Consider the following 14,691-nt stretch of genomic DNA (forward strand, 5'->3'; position numbering starts at 1 on the left):
TTGGCGGGTTTTCTTTTTCTGCATCAAGTCGCAATTATTGCTTCTTGGCAGCTTCTTCCTGAGCAGCTTGATTCGATTCAGCCTGAGCTTTGGCAGCTTCGGCGTTTTCTTTTGCTGCGTCGTTCACTTTATCCTGAGCTTTGTTCATGTCTTGCTGAGCTTGCTCAGCATGTTGGTTGGCATCTTGAGCTTTGTCCTCGGATTTTTTATCGCAGGCAGCGAGACCGAGGGAAGCGGTCAACATCAAGGCAATAGCTAAAGTCTTACGCATGGGGTGTTTCTCCTTATGGAAAATAACTACTGGCCTTAAGAGCGCAGCGCCAAAGGTTAAGTTCCTCATTTTGTTCAGATATATAAGTTTGTTTTTCAGTGGAACTTTTGCCGTATTGCTTACTACTGGCAAAAGGCTCTAACGAGAGTAATTATCAAATGGCTGAAAACCCCGTTTTTGAGCGCGCGACACGCTTTCTCTCCGCCCTGCGCCATTGTCAGGTGCTCGGTTTGACGGTGCACAGCGCCAGCAGCGAAGGGCTGACAGTGAAGCTGCCGTATAGCGCGAAAATCGTTGGCAATCCGCAAACCGGGGTCATCCACGGCGGTGCGATTACTTCGCTGATGGACACCGCATGCGGCATGTCCACATTGTGCGTGCTGCCGGAATTCGAAGTCTGCCCGACCTTGGACCTGCGCATCGACTACATGCACGCCGCAGAGCCGAACAAGGACGTCTACGGTTTCGCCGAGTGTTATCGGGTCACCACCGATGTGATCTTCGCTCGCGGTTTTGCCTATCAGGACGACCCGCAGCAACCCATAGCCCATGTGGTTGGCACGTTCATGCGCATGGGCAAGGGGCTGAAAGGCACCCAGGGATTTGGCGGCAGGATCAAAGGAGAACTTCGATGAGCGATGACTGGAAGCAACAACTGCTGCTGGCTCACGCTCAGGGCGATTACGCGCCTTTGCTGCAGATGATTCCCTACGCCGGGCTGATCGGCGTCGAATGCTCGCGAGTCGGTGATGACCTGCTGTTCAAGCTGCCGGCGAACAAGGACAACATTGGTAACCCTTTATTGCCTGCGATCCATGGCGGGGTGATCGCCGGATTCATGGAGCTGGCAGCCGCGTTGCATTTGCTGATCTTCACCGGAGCGCCCGGGGTGCCGAAGATCATCGATTTTTCCCTGGATTACCTGCGCGCCGGGCAGTTTCGCGACACCTGGGCCAAAAGCCAGGTCTGCCGCCAGGGCCGGCGTGTGGCCAACGTCGCCATCACGGCCTGGCAAAGTACCGAGAGCGAACCGATCGCCACCGCCCGTGCACACTTCAAAATCGATGAGCCCTTGAAATCCTGAACGCTGCCCCCAACTCAGTGAACAACCCGCCGCCGACCCTCCGGGTCGCGGCCACTGCCATCTGATTGGAGTTTGATGACCATGAGTGTGGAAACTCAAAAGGAAACCCTGGGCTTCCAGACCGAGGTAAAGCAACTGCTGCACCTCATGATCCATTCGCTGTATTCCAACAAGGAAATCTTCCTTCGCGAATTGATCTCGAACGCCTCTGACGCTGTCGACAAGCTGCGCTTCGAAGCTCTGGCCAAGCCGGAATTGCTCGAAGGTGGCGCTGAACTGAAAATCCGTGTGAGCTTCGACAAGGACGCCAAGACCGTCACCCTCGAAGACAACGGTATCGGCATGAACCGTGACGATGTGATCACCCACCTGGGGACCATCGCCAAATCCGGTACCGCCGATTTCATGAAGAATCTCTCGGGCGATCAGAAGAAAGATTCGCACCTGATCGGCCAGTTTGGTGTCGGCTTCTACTCCGCCTTCATCGTGGCGGACAAAGTCGATGTGTACAGCCGTCGCGCCGGCACTCCTGCCAGCGAAGGCGTGCACTGGTCGTCGAAAGGCGAGGGCGAGTTCGAAGTCGCCACCATCGACAAACCAGAGCGCGGTACCCGCATCGTCCTGCACCTGAAGTCTGGTGAAGACGAGTTCGCCGATGGCTGGCGTCTGCGCAACATCATCAAGAAATACTCCGACCACATCGCGCTGCCGATCGAGCTGCCGAAAGAAGTGGCTGCTGCCGAGGGCGAAGAGAAACCAGCCGTTGAATGGGAAACCGTCAACCGCGCCAGCGCCCTGTGGACCCGTCCGCGCACTGAAGTGAAGGACGAGGAATACCAGGAGTTCTACAAACACATCGCCCACGACTTTGAAAACCCGCTGGCCTGGAGCCACAACAAAGTCGAAGGCAAGCTCGAGTACAGCTCGTTGCTGTACGTGCCGGCCCGCGCGCCGTTCGACCTGTACCAGCGTGAAGCGCCGAAAGGCCTGAAGCTCTACGTGCAGCGCGTGTTCGTGATGGATCAGGCCGAGTCGTTCCTGCCCCTGTACCTGCGCTTCATCAAAGGCGTGGTCGATTCCAACGACCTGTCGCTGAACGTGTCGCGGGAAATCCTGCAGAAAGACCCGATCATCGATTCGATGAAGTCGGCGCTGACCAAGCGCGTGCTGGACATGCTGGAAAAACTGGCGAAGAACGAGCCTGAGCAATACAAGGGCTTCTGGAAAAACTTCGGTCAGGTCATGAAAGAAGGCCCGGCAGAAGATTTCGCCAACAAGGAAAAAATTGCCGGTCTGCTGCGCTTCGCATCGACCACCGAAGGTGACGGCGAGCAGATCGTCGGTCTGGCGGACTACCTGGCGCGCGCCAAGGAAGGTCAGGACAAGATCTACTACCTCACCGGTGAAACCTATGCGCAGGTCAAGAACAGCCCGCACCTGGAAGTCTTCCGCAAGAAAGGCATCGAAGTGCTGCTGCTGACCGATCGTATCGACGAGTGGCTGATGAGCTACCTCAGCGAGTTCGACGGCAAGACCTTTGTCGACGTAGCACGCGGTGACCTCGATCTGGGCAACCTGGACTCGGAAGAGGACAAGAAAGCTGCAGAAGAAGTCGCCAAGTCCAAAGAAGGTCTGGTCGAGCGCCTGAAAACCGCGCTGGGCGATTCCGTTGCCGAGGTTCGCGTCTCTCACCGCCTGACCGACTCGCCAGCCATTCTGGCCATCGGCGAACAGGACCTGGGCCTGCAAATGCGCCAGATCCTCGAAGCCAGCGGGCAAAAAGTGCCGGAGTCGAAGCCGATCTTCGAATTCAACCCGAGCCACCCGCTGATCGAGAAACTCGATGGCGAGCAGAACGAAGCGCGTTTTGGCGACCTGTCGCACATCCTCTTCGATCAGGCCGCTCTGGCGGCTGGCGAAAGCTTGAAAGACCCGGCCGCTTATGTGACCCGTCTGAACAAGCTGCTGGTTGAGCTGTCAGCCTAATCACGATGTAGAAAAACCCGCTTCGGCGGGTTTTTTCATTCTGGTGTTTAACTAAGCAGGAGTCAGAAATGAGCCAAGTTACTGTTCGTTCCGTGGTCTATCAGCTGGATGGTCAGCCCTATGAAGGTCGTCTGGCGTTCGACGCCGAGCACAAGGGCGCGCGCCCGGGTCTGTTGATGGCGCCGAACTGGATGGGCGTCAGCGCCGGTGCCGAGGAGATCGCCAAGTCGGTCGCGGCCAAGGGTTACGTGGTATTGATTGCTGACGTGTACGGGCAAACAGTACGTCCGCAGAATGCTGACGAGGCCGGCGCGGCGATGATGCCGCTGAAGAACGACCGCGCACTGCTGCGCAAGCGCATGCAGGCGGCGTTCGAGCAGTTGCAGAAGCAGGGTGAGGCGGCGGTTGATACCTCAAAACTGGCGGTGTTCGGGTTCTGCTTCGGTGGTTGCTGCGCGCTGGATCTGGCGCGGACCGGTGCACCGGTGAAGGCGGCGGTGTCGTTCCATGGCACGCTGGATTCGCCGAATCCGGCGGATGCCAAGAACATCAAGGGCTCGGTGCTGGTGCTGCACGGTGCTTCCGACCCGTTGGTGCCGAAAGAGCAATTGCCGGCGTTCGAAGATGAAATGAACGCGGCGAAGGTCGATTGGCAGTTGCTGAGTTACGGCGGTGCGGTGCACTCATTCACCGATCCGCACGCCAATGTGCCAGGCAAGATGATGTACGACGCGAAGACCGCCAAGCGTGCGTTCAAGTCGATGCATGATTTGCTGGAAGAAGTGTTCAAAGGCTGATTGTGCAGTCAGGCATTGACTCGGTCGGTGCCTGATCTGGCCTCATCGCTGGCAAGCCAGCTCCCACATTGTTCGATTCGTTTGCTGGATATGTGTCCGGCGCTAAACCTGTGGGAGCTGGCTTGCCAGCGATGGCTGACTAACAGGCGGCACAGAGCTAAGGCAATTCAATCCGCTCAACTTCCCCCGGTACCGTCGGCCAATCCCCGGCCGCCCACTTTCGTCGCGCCTCATCGATCGCCGCCGGATCGCTCGCGACAAAATTCCAGTTGATCCGCCGTGGCCCGTCCAGTGCGGCGCCGCCAAACACCACTGCGTGCACATCACTCTCGGCAAACAGACTCATCGCTTCCCCGCCCGGCAACACCGCCAGTGCGTGGGGTTCGAGGGGCTCGCCATTCAACTGCGCATCGCCACTCAGCACATACACCGCGCGTTCTTCGTGCTCGGTCGGGATCAGCAGTGTAGTCGCGGTCTGCATTTTTATTTCGGCATACAGCGTAGGAGAAAGCACCGGTACCGGTGATTCCAGGCAAAAGCCTGACCCGGCAATCATCCGAATCTGCACGCCAAGGTTGTCGCTGACCGGCAGGGTTGCGGCCGGGTGATGGCTGTAATGCCCAGGGCCTTGCTCATGATCCTTGGGCGAAGCCAGCCAGATCTGCAAGCCGTGCATCGTGAAGCTTTGCGCCCACAACGACTCGGGCGTGCGCTCGACATGGGCAATCGCACTGCCGGCGGTCATCCAGCTGACATCGCCGGCGCTGACCACTTGATCGGAGCCAAGGCTGTCCTTGTGCTGGATCTGCCCTTCGAAGAGGTAGGTCAGGGTCGACAGACCAATGTGCGGATGCTGTCGGATGTTCATGCCTTTGCCCGTCGGATAAACCGTCTCGAGCATGTGGTCGAAAAATACAAATGGCCCGACGCTGCGGCATTTGGCTGACGGCAGCGGGCGCAGGATCGGCTGGCCTTCGACGTCTTCGGCGCGCGGGCGGATGATCAGTGGTTGCGTATCCATGGTGCATTCCAGGCTGAGCGGGTGATGCCAGAAGCATAACCCGCCGCTGGCAAGAGGGTGATTACTGGCTGTCGAAGCCCTGTGGAGCGTGGGTTTCGATGCTGACGTCGGTGGTGGTCATCAGTTTGTGGATCGGGCAGCGATCGGCGACGCGCAGCAGTTCTTCACGCTGGGCATCGGTAAGGACGCCCTTGAGGGTAAGCGTCACATGCAGGGCATATTTGCCTTTCTGCTCTTCGCTGTTGTCGCGCTTGACCTCAACGCCGACGCCGGTCAGCGGGATGTCTTTCTTCTTCGCGTACATTTTCAGGGTCAGGGCTTTGCAGGCACCGAGCGCGGCGTCGAAGTAGTCGTGTGGCTCGGGTGCCGAGCCTTCGCCGCCGGCAGACTTCGGCACGTCGGCAAACAATTCGTGGTCATCGATCTGTACGGTGTGACGAAAACCTTCGGCGGAGACGGTATTGACGGTAACAGTCATGGCAACCTCACTGGCAGTAGGAAAAAGTCGTGCGATCAAAAAAGACCTTGCAGTTATAGAGCATTCCTACGGAGGCGCGTTCCACTTTCCTGCAGGATGAACCCTTGTTCTCGGCTCAGGGTCTAGGCTATGCCTACCTGTCGGAGATTACTTGTGTCCTTGTTTCGTTTGAGTCTTGCCTGCCTGCTGGCATGTGCCGGTAGCGCCAGCGCCCGTGATTACACTTACAGCGATGCGCACCTGCACTACGTGGATTTTTTCCAGGAAACCGCCGGCATGGCGAAATTGCTCACGGCCATGCAGGACAATTCCATCGACCATGTGATGATTTCCGGCATTCCCGTGGCGAAGAAATGGCATGAAGACGAACCCAAACGTCCGCGCTATTACGCCGGTGATGACGCCGACGCCTACTGGTACAGCGCCACCGACATGATCGTTGCCGATGCCGTGCAGAAACTGACGCCGGAGCAGCGTCTGCACTTTCACCCATTCCTCTCGGGCTTCAACCCTAACGACAAGAACTCCGCCGCACATATCCAGCGCCTGCTCGATCTGTATCCGGGGCTGTGGCAGGGCATCGGCGAAGTGTTCACCCGCCATGATGACCTGACGGCACTGACCGCTGGCGATACCCCTCGGGCCAATAATGAAGCGATGAAGCGGATATATCACCTGGCCGCCGAAAACGATCTGCCGGTGATGCTGCATTCCAACATCACCTCCAAGCGTGAGAAAAATCCGCTGTACCTGAAGGAAGTCGAAGAACCGCTGCGAAATCACCCGCACACCCGGTTCATCTGGGCGCACGCCGGCACCAGTGCGGAGATCCATCGGCACCAGACGCAGCTGGAATTCCTTCTGCCCACCGTCAGCCGGATGTTGGAGGCTTACCCGAATCTGTTCATCGATCTGTCGTGGAGCATGCTCACGCCGTATCTGCTGGATGAGCAGGGCAAGCCGCGTGCGCAATGGCTGGCATTGGTGGAGAAATACCCTGAGCGCTTCATGCTGGGTTCGGATGTTGTAGGCCGATTCAACAAGCTCGGTGGGGAAATGCGCAGTTTCACGCCGTTCCTTGATGCCTTGCCCGAAGACGTGGCGCGTAAAGTCGCCCGGGATAACTTCCTGGCGATATTGCCGCGAACAGCAGCAAAGTCCGGTAAACCGCGCTGAATCGTTAATGCCGAGGGTTCGAAGTATCAAGGCCTTTTGATATCACCTTTTGGTCTTACGCAAATTTGCGCGGGGCCGATACCTTCTAGAGCAACCAGCTGCAGGGTTGATGCAGCGCTTTTGGAAGGAACCAGAGTAATGAGCATCCGTAGTCTCAATATCGCGCCGCGTGCCGGCCTGGGTTTTGGTGTGTTGGCCTTGATGGTGTTTGCCTTGGGGGCGTTCGCCTTGCTGCAAATGGCGAACATGCGCGCCCAGTCGGATGAGGTCGACAACAACTGGCTGCCGAGTGTGATGGCGGTTGGCGAGATGAGTCAGGACATGCTGCGCCTGCGTGCGCTGACCATGCGTCTGTTGCTCAATCGGGATCCGCAGGCGCTGGCGCAGAATGTCGCCAAGCTCAATGACCTGCGCGGCGTGTTGAGCGAAGCCCAGCAACGCTATGACGTGTTGATCGTGCTGCCCGAAGAGCGCAAGTTGTTCGACCGCTTCAAGGTCGCCGAGCACCAGTATCTGGAGTTTCAGGCGCAAGTCATGCAGTTGTCCGCGCAGAATCGGGTGGAGGAGGCGGCGGCGATTCTCAACGGTGAGATGAGCCCGTTGGCCGACGACATGGCGGTCACTCTGAAAGAGTTGGTCGAGCTGAACAAGCACAACGCCAACCTTGCCACCGAAGCGGCGCGCCTGGTCTTCATCAATTCGCGGGTCTGGGTCGGGGTGATGATCGGCATCACTGCACTGATCACCATCGGTCTGGCGCTGTTGCTGACCCGCAGCATCGTGCTGCCTCTGACGCAGTCGCTGGGCGTGGCGGAAGTGGTGGCCGGTGGCGATCTGACGGGCGATATCAATATCTCCGGCAAGGACGAACCGGCGCGGCTGCTGCAGGCGCTGAAAAGCATGCAGCACAACCTGCGCGACACCATCCGGCAGATTTCCGAGTCGTCCAGTCAGTTGGCTTCGGCTTCGGAGGAGCTGAGTTGCGTCACCGAAGACGCCACACGTGGGCTGCACCAGCAGAGCCTGGAGATTGAACAGGCCGCCACGGCGGTCAATCAGATGACGGCTGCCGTTGAGGAAGTGGCGAGCAATGCGGTGGCGACGTCCGAGGCGTCACGCGAGTCTGATCGCATCGCCCAGCGTGGTCGCGAGCAGGTGCGGCAGACCGTGACGTCAATCGAATCCCTGGCAGATGATGTCACGTCGAATGCCACGCAGGTGGAGGATCTGGCGCAGAAGGTTCACGGCATCAGCAAGGTGCTGGATGTGATCCGCTCGATTGCCGAGCAGACCAACCTGCTCGCGCTAAACGCTGCGATCGAGGCAGCGCGGGCCGGCGATGCCGGTCGCGGCTTCGCGGTGGTGGCCGATGAAGTGCGGGCGTTGGCGCACCGCACCCAACAATCGACCCAGGAAATCGAGCAGATGATCGGCGGTATCCAGCAGGGTACCGATTCGGCAGTCAATTCGATGCAGCAGAGCAGCCTTCGCGCCAATTCAACGCTGGAACTGGCGAAGGCGGCGGGTGAGGCACTGGAGGAAATCGCCTCGGCGTTCACCTTGATCAACGAGCGCAACCTGGTGATTGCCAGTGCCTCGGAAGAGCAGGCAGCGGTGGCGCGGGAGGTGGACCGCAATCTGATGAATATTCGCGATCTGGCGACGCAGACTTCTGCCGGGGCTAATCAGACCAGTGCGGCGAGCCAGGAGTTGTCGCGGCTGGCAGTGGATTTGAACAATATGGTGGCCAGATTTTCGGTCTGATCTGACCGCTGAAGATCGAGCTGAACCCTGTGGGAGCGAGCCTGCTCGCGAAAGCGGTGTATCAACCACAAACATGTCGGCTGAACTGACGCCTTCGCGAGCAGGCTCGCTCCCACAGGGGGATATGTGTCGTCGCGAAAACTGCAGGCACAAAAAAGCCCCGCATCTGCGGGGCTTTTTGTTGTAGCGGCGGATCAGCTGCCCTTAACGGTTTTGCCGTTGACCGTGCCGTCCTGGAGCATGATGTTGTACTCCTTGCCGTCGGTTTCAACCTGTTGCAGGCGGACCAGCAGGTAATCCCAATCCTTGGCGAACCACAGCACGGTGGTGCGCTTGCTTTGTGTCGGATCGCGCACGCGCTCGACCTTGATTGCATCGATCTTGCCGGCCTTGGTGTCGACTTTCTCGGCACCCAGTACACGGAAGTCATACGTATCGACTTCACCGTCATCGACCACCTGGTAGCTCATGGTCTTCTTGCCGGAGGCGACGTCGTGCTGCAGCGCCAGTTGATAGGTCGACTTGTCGACCATGCCACGGTTCAGCGGGATCTTCACTGCGTCGCCACGGTCGGTGCCGGTGACCATCTTGCTGTTCCAGTCGAAGTCCAGATCAGCCTTTTTCGCTTTGCCCAGACCGCCACGTTCGAAGTGGTAGGACTGCGGCAGCAGGGTGTCCTTGTCCAGGGTCAGGGTGCTTTCTTCAGTCAGGCTGGCGATCATCATCGACGCCTTGAAGCTGAGTTTCCAGACGCCGTTGGCTTCCTTGGTCAGGCTGCGTTCAGCGGTGCCACTCATGGGCAACTGTTTCCAGTCGGCGGTGTAGCTCGCGGAGAACGGTTGAAGGTCTGCCGCCTGCGCGAAGGGCAGGGCGAGCAGAGCACAAGCGAAGAGCAGGGCGCGACGCATAAAATCTCCTAGTGTCGAATCAAGTGGCCGCTGGCCGCGAGTAACTGGCCATCCAGTAAAGCACCTTGCTCACCGAGTGCCAGTCGGCCTTCGGCAAACCAGCGTACAGCCATCGGGTAGATCAGGTGTTCCTGGACATGCACTCGCTGCGCAAGTGTCTGCGGCGTGTCGTGCAACTCTACCGGTATTACTGCCTGTACGACCAGTGGTCCACCATCGAGTTCCTCGGTGACGAAGTGCACGGAGCAGCCGTGTTCCGCGTCGCCGGCCTCGAGCGCCCGCTGATGAGTGTGTAACCCTTTGTATTTGGGCAGCAGCGACGGGTGGATATTGAGCAGGCGACCCTGGTAGTGACGCACGAAATCAGCGCTGAGAATGCGCATGAAGCCGGCCAGCACCACGAGTTTCGGGTTGAATTCGTCGATCAGTTCGATCAGGGCCGCATCGAAGGCCTCGCGACCTTCGAAGGCCTTGTGATCCAGCGAGCGGGTGGCGATACCCGCGTCACTGGCGCGTTGCAGGCCGTAGGCGTCGGCGCGGTTGGAAATCACCGCGGCGATGCGGACCGGGCTGTCGCCGGTCCGCGTGCTGTCGATCAGAGCCTGCAAGTTACTGCCGGTGCCGGACAACAGCACCACGACATCACAGGTCTGGGACATCAGTGAGCCTTGAGGTTTTTCAGCTCGACTTGAGCAGCGCCTTCGGCAGCGGCAGCGATCTGGCCGATGACCCAAGGCTGCTCACCAGCGTCACGCAAGGTGTTGAGGGCGACTTCAACGTGTTCCTGAGCCACGCAGATGACCATGCCAACACCGCAGTTCAATACGCGGTGCATCTCGGTTTCGTCAACGTTGCCTTTCTCCTGCAGCCAGTCGAAGACCGCCGGGCGAGTCCAGCTGGCCACGTCAACCACGGCCTGAGCGCCTTTTGGCAGAACACGCGGGATGTTGTCCAGCAGGCCGCCACCGGTGATGTGGGCCATGGCCTTGACTGCGCCGGTGTCCTTGATCAGCTTGAGCAGCGGCTTCACGTAGATGCGGGTTGGGGCCATCAGCAGGTCGGTCAGCGGCTTGCCGTCGAGCTGAACGGTTTCGATGTCGGCGCCGGACACTTCGATGATCTTGCGGATCAGCGAGTAGCCGTTGGAGTGCGGGCCGGACGATGGCAGGGCGATCAGCGCGTCGCCGGTGGCGACTTTCGAGCCGTCGATGATGTCGGCTTTTTCCACGACGCCGACGCAGAAGCCGGCCAGGTCGTAGTCTTCGCCTTCATACATGCCAGGCATTTCAGCGGTTTCGCCGCCAACCAGAGAGCAACCAGCCAGTTCGCAGCCTGCACCGATACCGGTGACGACGGTGGCGGCCACGTCTACGTTCAGCTTGCCGGTGGCGTAGTAGTCGAGAAAGAACAGCGGTTCAGCGCCGCACACCACCAGATCGTTGACGCACATGGCGACCAGGTCCTGGCCGATGCTGTCGTGCTTGTTCAGGTTCAGCGCCAGGCGCAGCTTGGTGCCAACGCCATCGGTGCCGGAAACCAGCACAGGCTGCTTGTAGCCGGCCGGGATTTCGCAGAGGGCGCCGAAACCGCCCAGGCCGCCCATGACTTCCGGGCGCGCAGTGCGCTTGGCGACGCTCTTGATGCGTTCGACCAATGCTTCACCGGCGTCGATGTCTACACCGGCGTCCTTGTAGCTCAGGGAGGGTTGCTTGCTCATGATCCAGGCCTTTAGGGGAGGGGATTCAGGGGTAACGACCGAGTTCAGGGGGAACATCGAAATCGAGAGGGCGATGGCCTCACGCGAATTTCGGGGTGCCCGGCTGTTGCCGGTCTGCGAAGGCGCGCGATTTTATCAGGCTTGAGGGGCAGCGGCCATCCTCGCGCCGACGGGCAGGGGCATAATCAGCGGAAATTTTTTGCAATTGTGCCGGGTGGCTGCCTGTATAAGGTGTACCGATTAACCGTCTATCGTTATCCCTGTGCAAAAACTTACCGCCGCCGTGTGAATGTTTTGCGATGGCAGATTGTCACAGCCTTGCTTAACCGGTTCACGCGGCCTGTTCCAGCCGCTCCTGTCGACGGGAATTTTCCATGCGTTTTTGTAAATTGTTGGTTGTGGGTTGTTTGTCCGTGGTCAGCCTGGCGAGTCATGCCGAAAACCTCAAAGGTCTCTATCAAGTGCGTCAGCCGGTCAGCAGCCAGGCGCCGGAAGAGCGTGATCGCGCCACGCAGGCGGCGCTGGATACGTTGGTATTGCGTCTGACCGGCGACCCGAAGGCTGTGCAAAATCCAGGGTTGGCGACGATTCGCAAAGACCCGCAGCAGATCATCAGTCAGTTCGGTTTTGATGCCGGGCCACCGGAAGTGCTGAAAGTCGATTTCGACCCGGCCACCACTGAGCAGGCGCTGCGTCGTGCGGGATTGTCGCTGTGGGGCGCGAGCCGGCCGTCGATCCTGAGTTGGTGGCTGAACGATTCGACTGAAGGTTCGAGCCTGGTCGGCGACGGTCAGGCAGCGGCGGCACCACTGCGTACGGCGGCTCAGCATCGTGGTTTGCCCTTGCGTTTGCCGCTGGCGGATCTGAGTGAGCAACTGGTGGCCACCGCGCCGGTGCTCGACGGCACCGATCCCGCGCCGTTGCGCGGCGCTTCGGAGCGTTACGGCGCAGATGCCTTGCTGGCGGTGCATGCGCACGAAGAGGGCGGGCAGTGGCAGGCCAAGTGGCATCTGTGGCTGGGCGATCAGAAAGAGGCCGGCAGTGTGCAGGGCGCCGATCAGGCTACCGTGGCCGATGCGGTGATGCTGGCGGTAGCGGAGCGTCTGGCGCCGCGCTTTGTCGCCAGGCCTGGCGCTTCGGGTCAACAGACTCTGGAAGTGCAGGGTATGAATCTTGAGCATTACGCCACGCTGCTGCGGTTACTCGAACCGTTCGGTGTGCGTCTGCAAAGTGTCGATGGTGATCGCATCGTGTATCGGGTCAACGGCAGTGCCGATCAGTTGCGCGCGCAATTGTCGCTGGCGAAGTTGCAGGAGTTGCCGGCCGAAGCTCCGACGCCAGTGCCAGTGCCAGTGCCAGTGCCGCAGCCAGCCGTCGCAGGTGCGGCGCCTGTTGCGGCTCCGGCGCCTGCACCGATAGCGCCTTCGTTGCGGTTTCGCTGGTAAGTCTTTCCTTATATAGAAGCAGGAGTGATACATGGCCGATACGCGGCGTTGGTTCTGGCTCGGTGGGGTAGTCCTGCTTTGCGCGTTTGTCTGGTTGCTGCACCCGATCCTCACGCCGTTTCTGGTGGCGTTGCTGCTGGCGTACCTGTTCGATCCGCTGGTGGATCGTCTGGAACGGCTGGGCCTGTCGCGAACCTGGGGCGTGATCGCGGTGTTTGCCTTGTTCACCCTGATTGTCACCACGTTGTTGCTGGTGTTGGTACCGATGCTCGCCAAGCAGTTGCTGCGCTTGTACGAACTGGCGCCGCAGATGCTCGATTGGCTGCAGCACACGGCGCTGCCCTGGGCGCAGTCGAAACTGGGGCTGTCGGACGGCTTCTGGAAGTTCGACAAGGTCAAGGCCGCGATCAGCGAGCACATGGGGCAGACCACCGACATCGTCGGTGTGGTGCTGAGTCAGGCCACGGCCTCGAGCCTGGCGCTGATCGGCTGGCTGGCGAATCTGGTGCTGATCCCGGTGGTAAGTTTTTATCTGCTGCGCGACTGGGACGTGATGATGGCCAAGATCCGCAGCCTGTTGCCGCGTGATCGTGAAGAAACCATCGTCTCGCTTGCGGGGGAGTGCCACGAGGTGCTCGGCGCGTTCGTGCGCGGGCAGTTGCTGGTGATGCTGGCGCTGGGCGTAATCTACGCAGCAGGTCTGATGATCGTTGGGCTGGAACTGGGGCTGTTGATCGGCCTGATCGCCGGTCTGGCGGCCATCGTGCCGTACATGGGCTTCGTGATCGGGATTGGCGCGGCGCTGATTGCCGGCTTGTTCCAGTTCGGTGGTGATCTGTATCCGATGATCGGGATTGTGGCGGTGTTCATGGTCGGACAAGCGCTGGAAGGCATGGTGCTGACGCCTTTGCTGGTGGGGGACCGGATCGGTCTGCATCCGGTGGCGGTGATTTTCGCGATTCTGGCCGGCGGCGAGCTGTTCGGCTTTACCGGTGTGCTGCTGGCACTACCGGTGGCGGCGGTGATCATGGTGCTGGTGCGTCACGTGCACGATTTGTACAAGGACTCGGATATCTACAGCGGGGCAGATGAACCCGAGTTGTAATCCGATCACGGGTGGCCCGGCATTGTGCCGGGTTGGCCCGTGTTTTGCGGAGGATTGGTTCGCTAGCGCGTCAGAGAAACTGTCATAAAACCAGCGTGTTAACGCAAACCTTTGATTTTGCTTGAGGTCTGTCGCATTGTGCGCTCAGCTTCACGGGTATAAACTTCGCAAACTTTACACAGAGGCCACTAACGGTTCCTTGAGAACTGTTCAGTCAGCATGAAACCGATTCAGCTGCCCCTAGGTGTGCGTCTGCGTGACGACGCCACCTTCATCAACTACTACCCAGGCGCCAATGCCGCTGCACTCGGCTATGTCGAGCGCCTATGCGAAGCCGACGCCGGCTGGACCGAAAGCCTGATCTACCTGTGGGGCAAGCATGGGGTAGGGCGTACGCATCTGTTGCAGGCGGCTTGCCTGCGTTTTGAGCAGATGGGTGAGCCGGCGGTGTACCTGCCGCTGGCCGAATTGATGGATCGCGGCATCGAAATTCTCGACAACCTTGAACAGTATGAACTGGTCTGTCTCGATGACTTGCAGGTGATTGCCGGCAAGCCGGACTGGGAAGAGGCGATGTTTCATCTGTTTAACCGTCTGCGCGACAGTGGTCGACGCTTGCTGATTGCCGCTTCAACCTCGCCTCGCGAGCTGCCGGTGAAACTGGCAGACCTCAAATCGCGTCTGACGCTGGCGCTGATTTTCCAGATGCGCCCGCTTTCCGATGAAGACAAATTGCGTGCCCTGCAATTGCGTGCTTCGCGACGCGGCCTGCACCTGACCGATGAAGTCGGACACTTTATTCTGACCCGTGGCACCCGCAGCATGAGTGCATTGTTCGACCTGCTCGAACAGCTGGATCAGGCTTCGTTGCAGGCGCAACGCAAGCTGACCATTCCGTTCCTGAAGGAAACCCTCGGCTGGTAGTGCAGCCCTTGAAAT

At 59.4% G+C, this 14,691-nt stretch carries 15 protein-coding genes; 9 read left to right on the forward strand and 6 right to left on the reverse strand.

The features are described from left to right. Positions 1 to 34: 34 nt before the first annotated feature. Positions 35 to 271, reverse strand: a complete 237-nt coding sequence (locus AC193Q_RS01035) for a hypothetical protein (protein ID WP_007962865.1) — start codon at positions 269 to 271, stop codon at positions 35 to 37. Positions 272 to 429: 158 nt separating this feature from the next. Here AC193Q_RS01035 and AC193Q_RS01040 point away from each other — a divergent pair, with 158 nt between their 5' ends. From AC193Q_RS01040 to AC193Q_RS01055, 4 genes are all read left to right on the forward strand, one after another. Continuing rightward, positions 430 to 906, forward strand: a complete 477-nt coding sequence (locus tag AC193Q_RS01040) for a PaaI family thioesterase (RefSeq protein ID WP_121184399.1) — start codon at positions 430 to 432, stop codon at positions 904 to 906. Continuing rightward, positions 903 to 1,355 carry a PaaI family thioesterase gene (locus AC193Q_RS01045; protein ID WP_121184401.1) on the forward strand — a complete coding sequence of 151 codons (453 nt, stop codon included), beginning with the start codon at positions 903 to 905 and terminating at the stop codon, positions 1,353 to 1,355. Before AC193Q_RS01040 ends, AC193Q_RS01045 begins: the two co-directional genes overlap by 4 nt. Positions 1,356 to 1,436: 81 nt before the next feature. Then, a complete protein-coding gene (gene htpG / locus AC193Q_RS01050; protein WP_047293050.1) occupies positions 1,437 to 3,341 on the forward strand; it encodes a molecular chaperone HtpG in 1,905 nt (634 codons plus the stop codon). A gap of 68 nt (positions 3,342 to 3,409) precedes the next feature. Beyond that, the gene (locus AC193Q_RS01055; RefSeq protein WP_095667144.1) at positions 3,410 to 4,138 is read left to right on the forward strand and encodes a dienelactone hydrolase family protein; all 729 of its coding nucleotides are present in this window, start codon (positions 3,410 to 3,412) and stop codon (positions 4,136 to 4,138) included. Between the two features lie 157 nt (positions 4,139 to 4,295). Here AC193Q_RS01055 and AC193Q_RS01060 read toward each other — a convergent pair whose 3' ends face one another. Together AC193Q_RS01060 and AC193Q_RS01065 are read right to left on the reverse strand one after the other, a co-directional pair. Next, a complete protein-coding gene (locus tag AC193Q_RS01060) occupies positions 4,296 to 5,159 on the reverse strand; it encodes a pirin family protein (protein WP_121184403.1) in 864 nt (287 codons plus the stop codon). Between the two features lie 61 nt (positions 5,160 to 5,220). Then, a complete protein-coding gene (locus AC193Q_RS01065) occupies positions 5,221 to 5,637 on the reverse strand; it encodes an OsmC family protein (RefSeq protein ID WP_027614046.1) in 417 nt (138 codons plus the stop codon). Positions 5,638 to 5,766: 129 nt separating this feature from the next. On the opposite strand from AC193Q_RS01065, the gene AC193Q_RS01070 reads away from it, so the two are divergent. Beyond that, on the forward strand, positions 5,767 to 6,813 hold the full coding sequence (locus tag AC193Q_RS01070; RefSeq protein ID WP_483879064.1) for an amidohydrolase family protein: 1,047 nt from the start codon (positions 5,767 to 5,769) through the stop codon (positions 6,811 to 6,813). A gap of 138 nt (positions 6,814 to 6,951) precedes the next feature. Next, positions 6,952 to 8,577, forward strand: a complete 1,626-nt coding sequence (locus tag AC193Q_RS01075; RefSeq protein ID WP_047292863.1) for a methyl-accepting chemotaxis protein — start codon at positions 6,952 to 6,954, stop codon at positions 8,575 to 8,577. 194 nt (positions 8,578 to 8,771) lie between these two features. Here AC193Q_RS01075 and AC193Q_RS01080 read toward each other — a convergent pair whose 3' ends face one another. Genes AC193Q_RS01080 through purM form a run of 3 tightly spaced genes read right to left on the reverse strand, consistent with a single transcriptional unit; the run spans position 8,772 to position 11,202 of the window. Further along, positions 8,772 to 9,485, reverse strand: coding sequence for a DUF3108 domain-containing protein (locus AC193Q_RS01080; RefSeq protein WP_041074363.1), 714 nt, complete (start codon positions 9,483 to 9,485; stop codon positions 8,772 to 8,774). A gap of 8 nt (positions 9,486 to 9,493) precedes the next feature. Next, positions 9,494 to 10,144 (reverse strand): phosphoribosylglycinamide formyltransferase, encoded by a 651-nt coding sequence (purN, locus tag AC193Q_RS01085; RefSeq protein ID WP_108182081.1) that lies wholly within the window; start codon positions 10,142 to 10,144, stop codon positions 9,494 to 9,496. Continuing rightward, the gene (purM, locus tag AC193Q_RS01090) at positions 10,144 to 11,202 is read right to left on the reverse strand and encodes a phosphoribosylformylglycinamidine cyclo-ligase (RefSeq protein ID WP_047292867.1); all 1,059 of its coding nucleotides are present in this window, start codon (positions 11,200 to 11,202) and stop codon (positions 10,144 to 10,146) included. The genes purN and purM overlap by 1 nt, the downstream gene beginning before the upstream one ends. 374 nt (positions 11,203 to 11,576) lie before the next feature. On the opposite strand from purM, the gene AC193Q_RS01095 reads away from it, so the two are divergent. From AC193Q_RS01095 to hda, 3 genes are all read left to right on the forward strand, one after another. Then, a complete protein-coding gene (locus AC193Q_RS01095; protein ID WP_121184407.1) occupies positions 11,577 to 12,647 on the forward strand; it encodes a DUF2066 domain-containing protein in 1,071 nt (356 codons plus the stop codon). A gap of 31 nt (positions 12,648 to 12,678) precedes the next feature. After that, complete coding sequence (locus tag AC193Q_RS01100; protein WP_121184409.1) at positions 12,679 to 13,752, forward strand: AI-2E family transporter; 1,074 nt, start codon at positions 12,679 to 12,681, stop codon at positions 13,750 to 13,752. A gap of 219 nt (positions 13,753 to 13,971) precedes the next feature. Next, positions 13,972 to 14,676 (forward strand): DnaA regulatory inactivator Hda, encoded by a 705-nt coding sequence (gene hda / locus AC193Q_RS01105; RefSeq protein ID WP_025111852.1) that lies wholly within the window; start codon positions 13,972 to 13,974, stop codon positions 14,674 to 14,676. Positions 14,677 to 14,691: the final 15 nt, after the last annotated feature.

Source organism: Pseudomonas sp. F2, assembly GCF_057174385.1.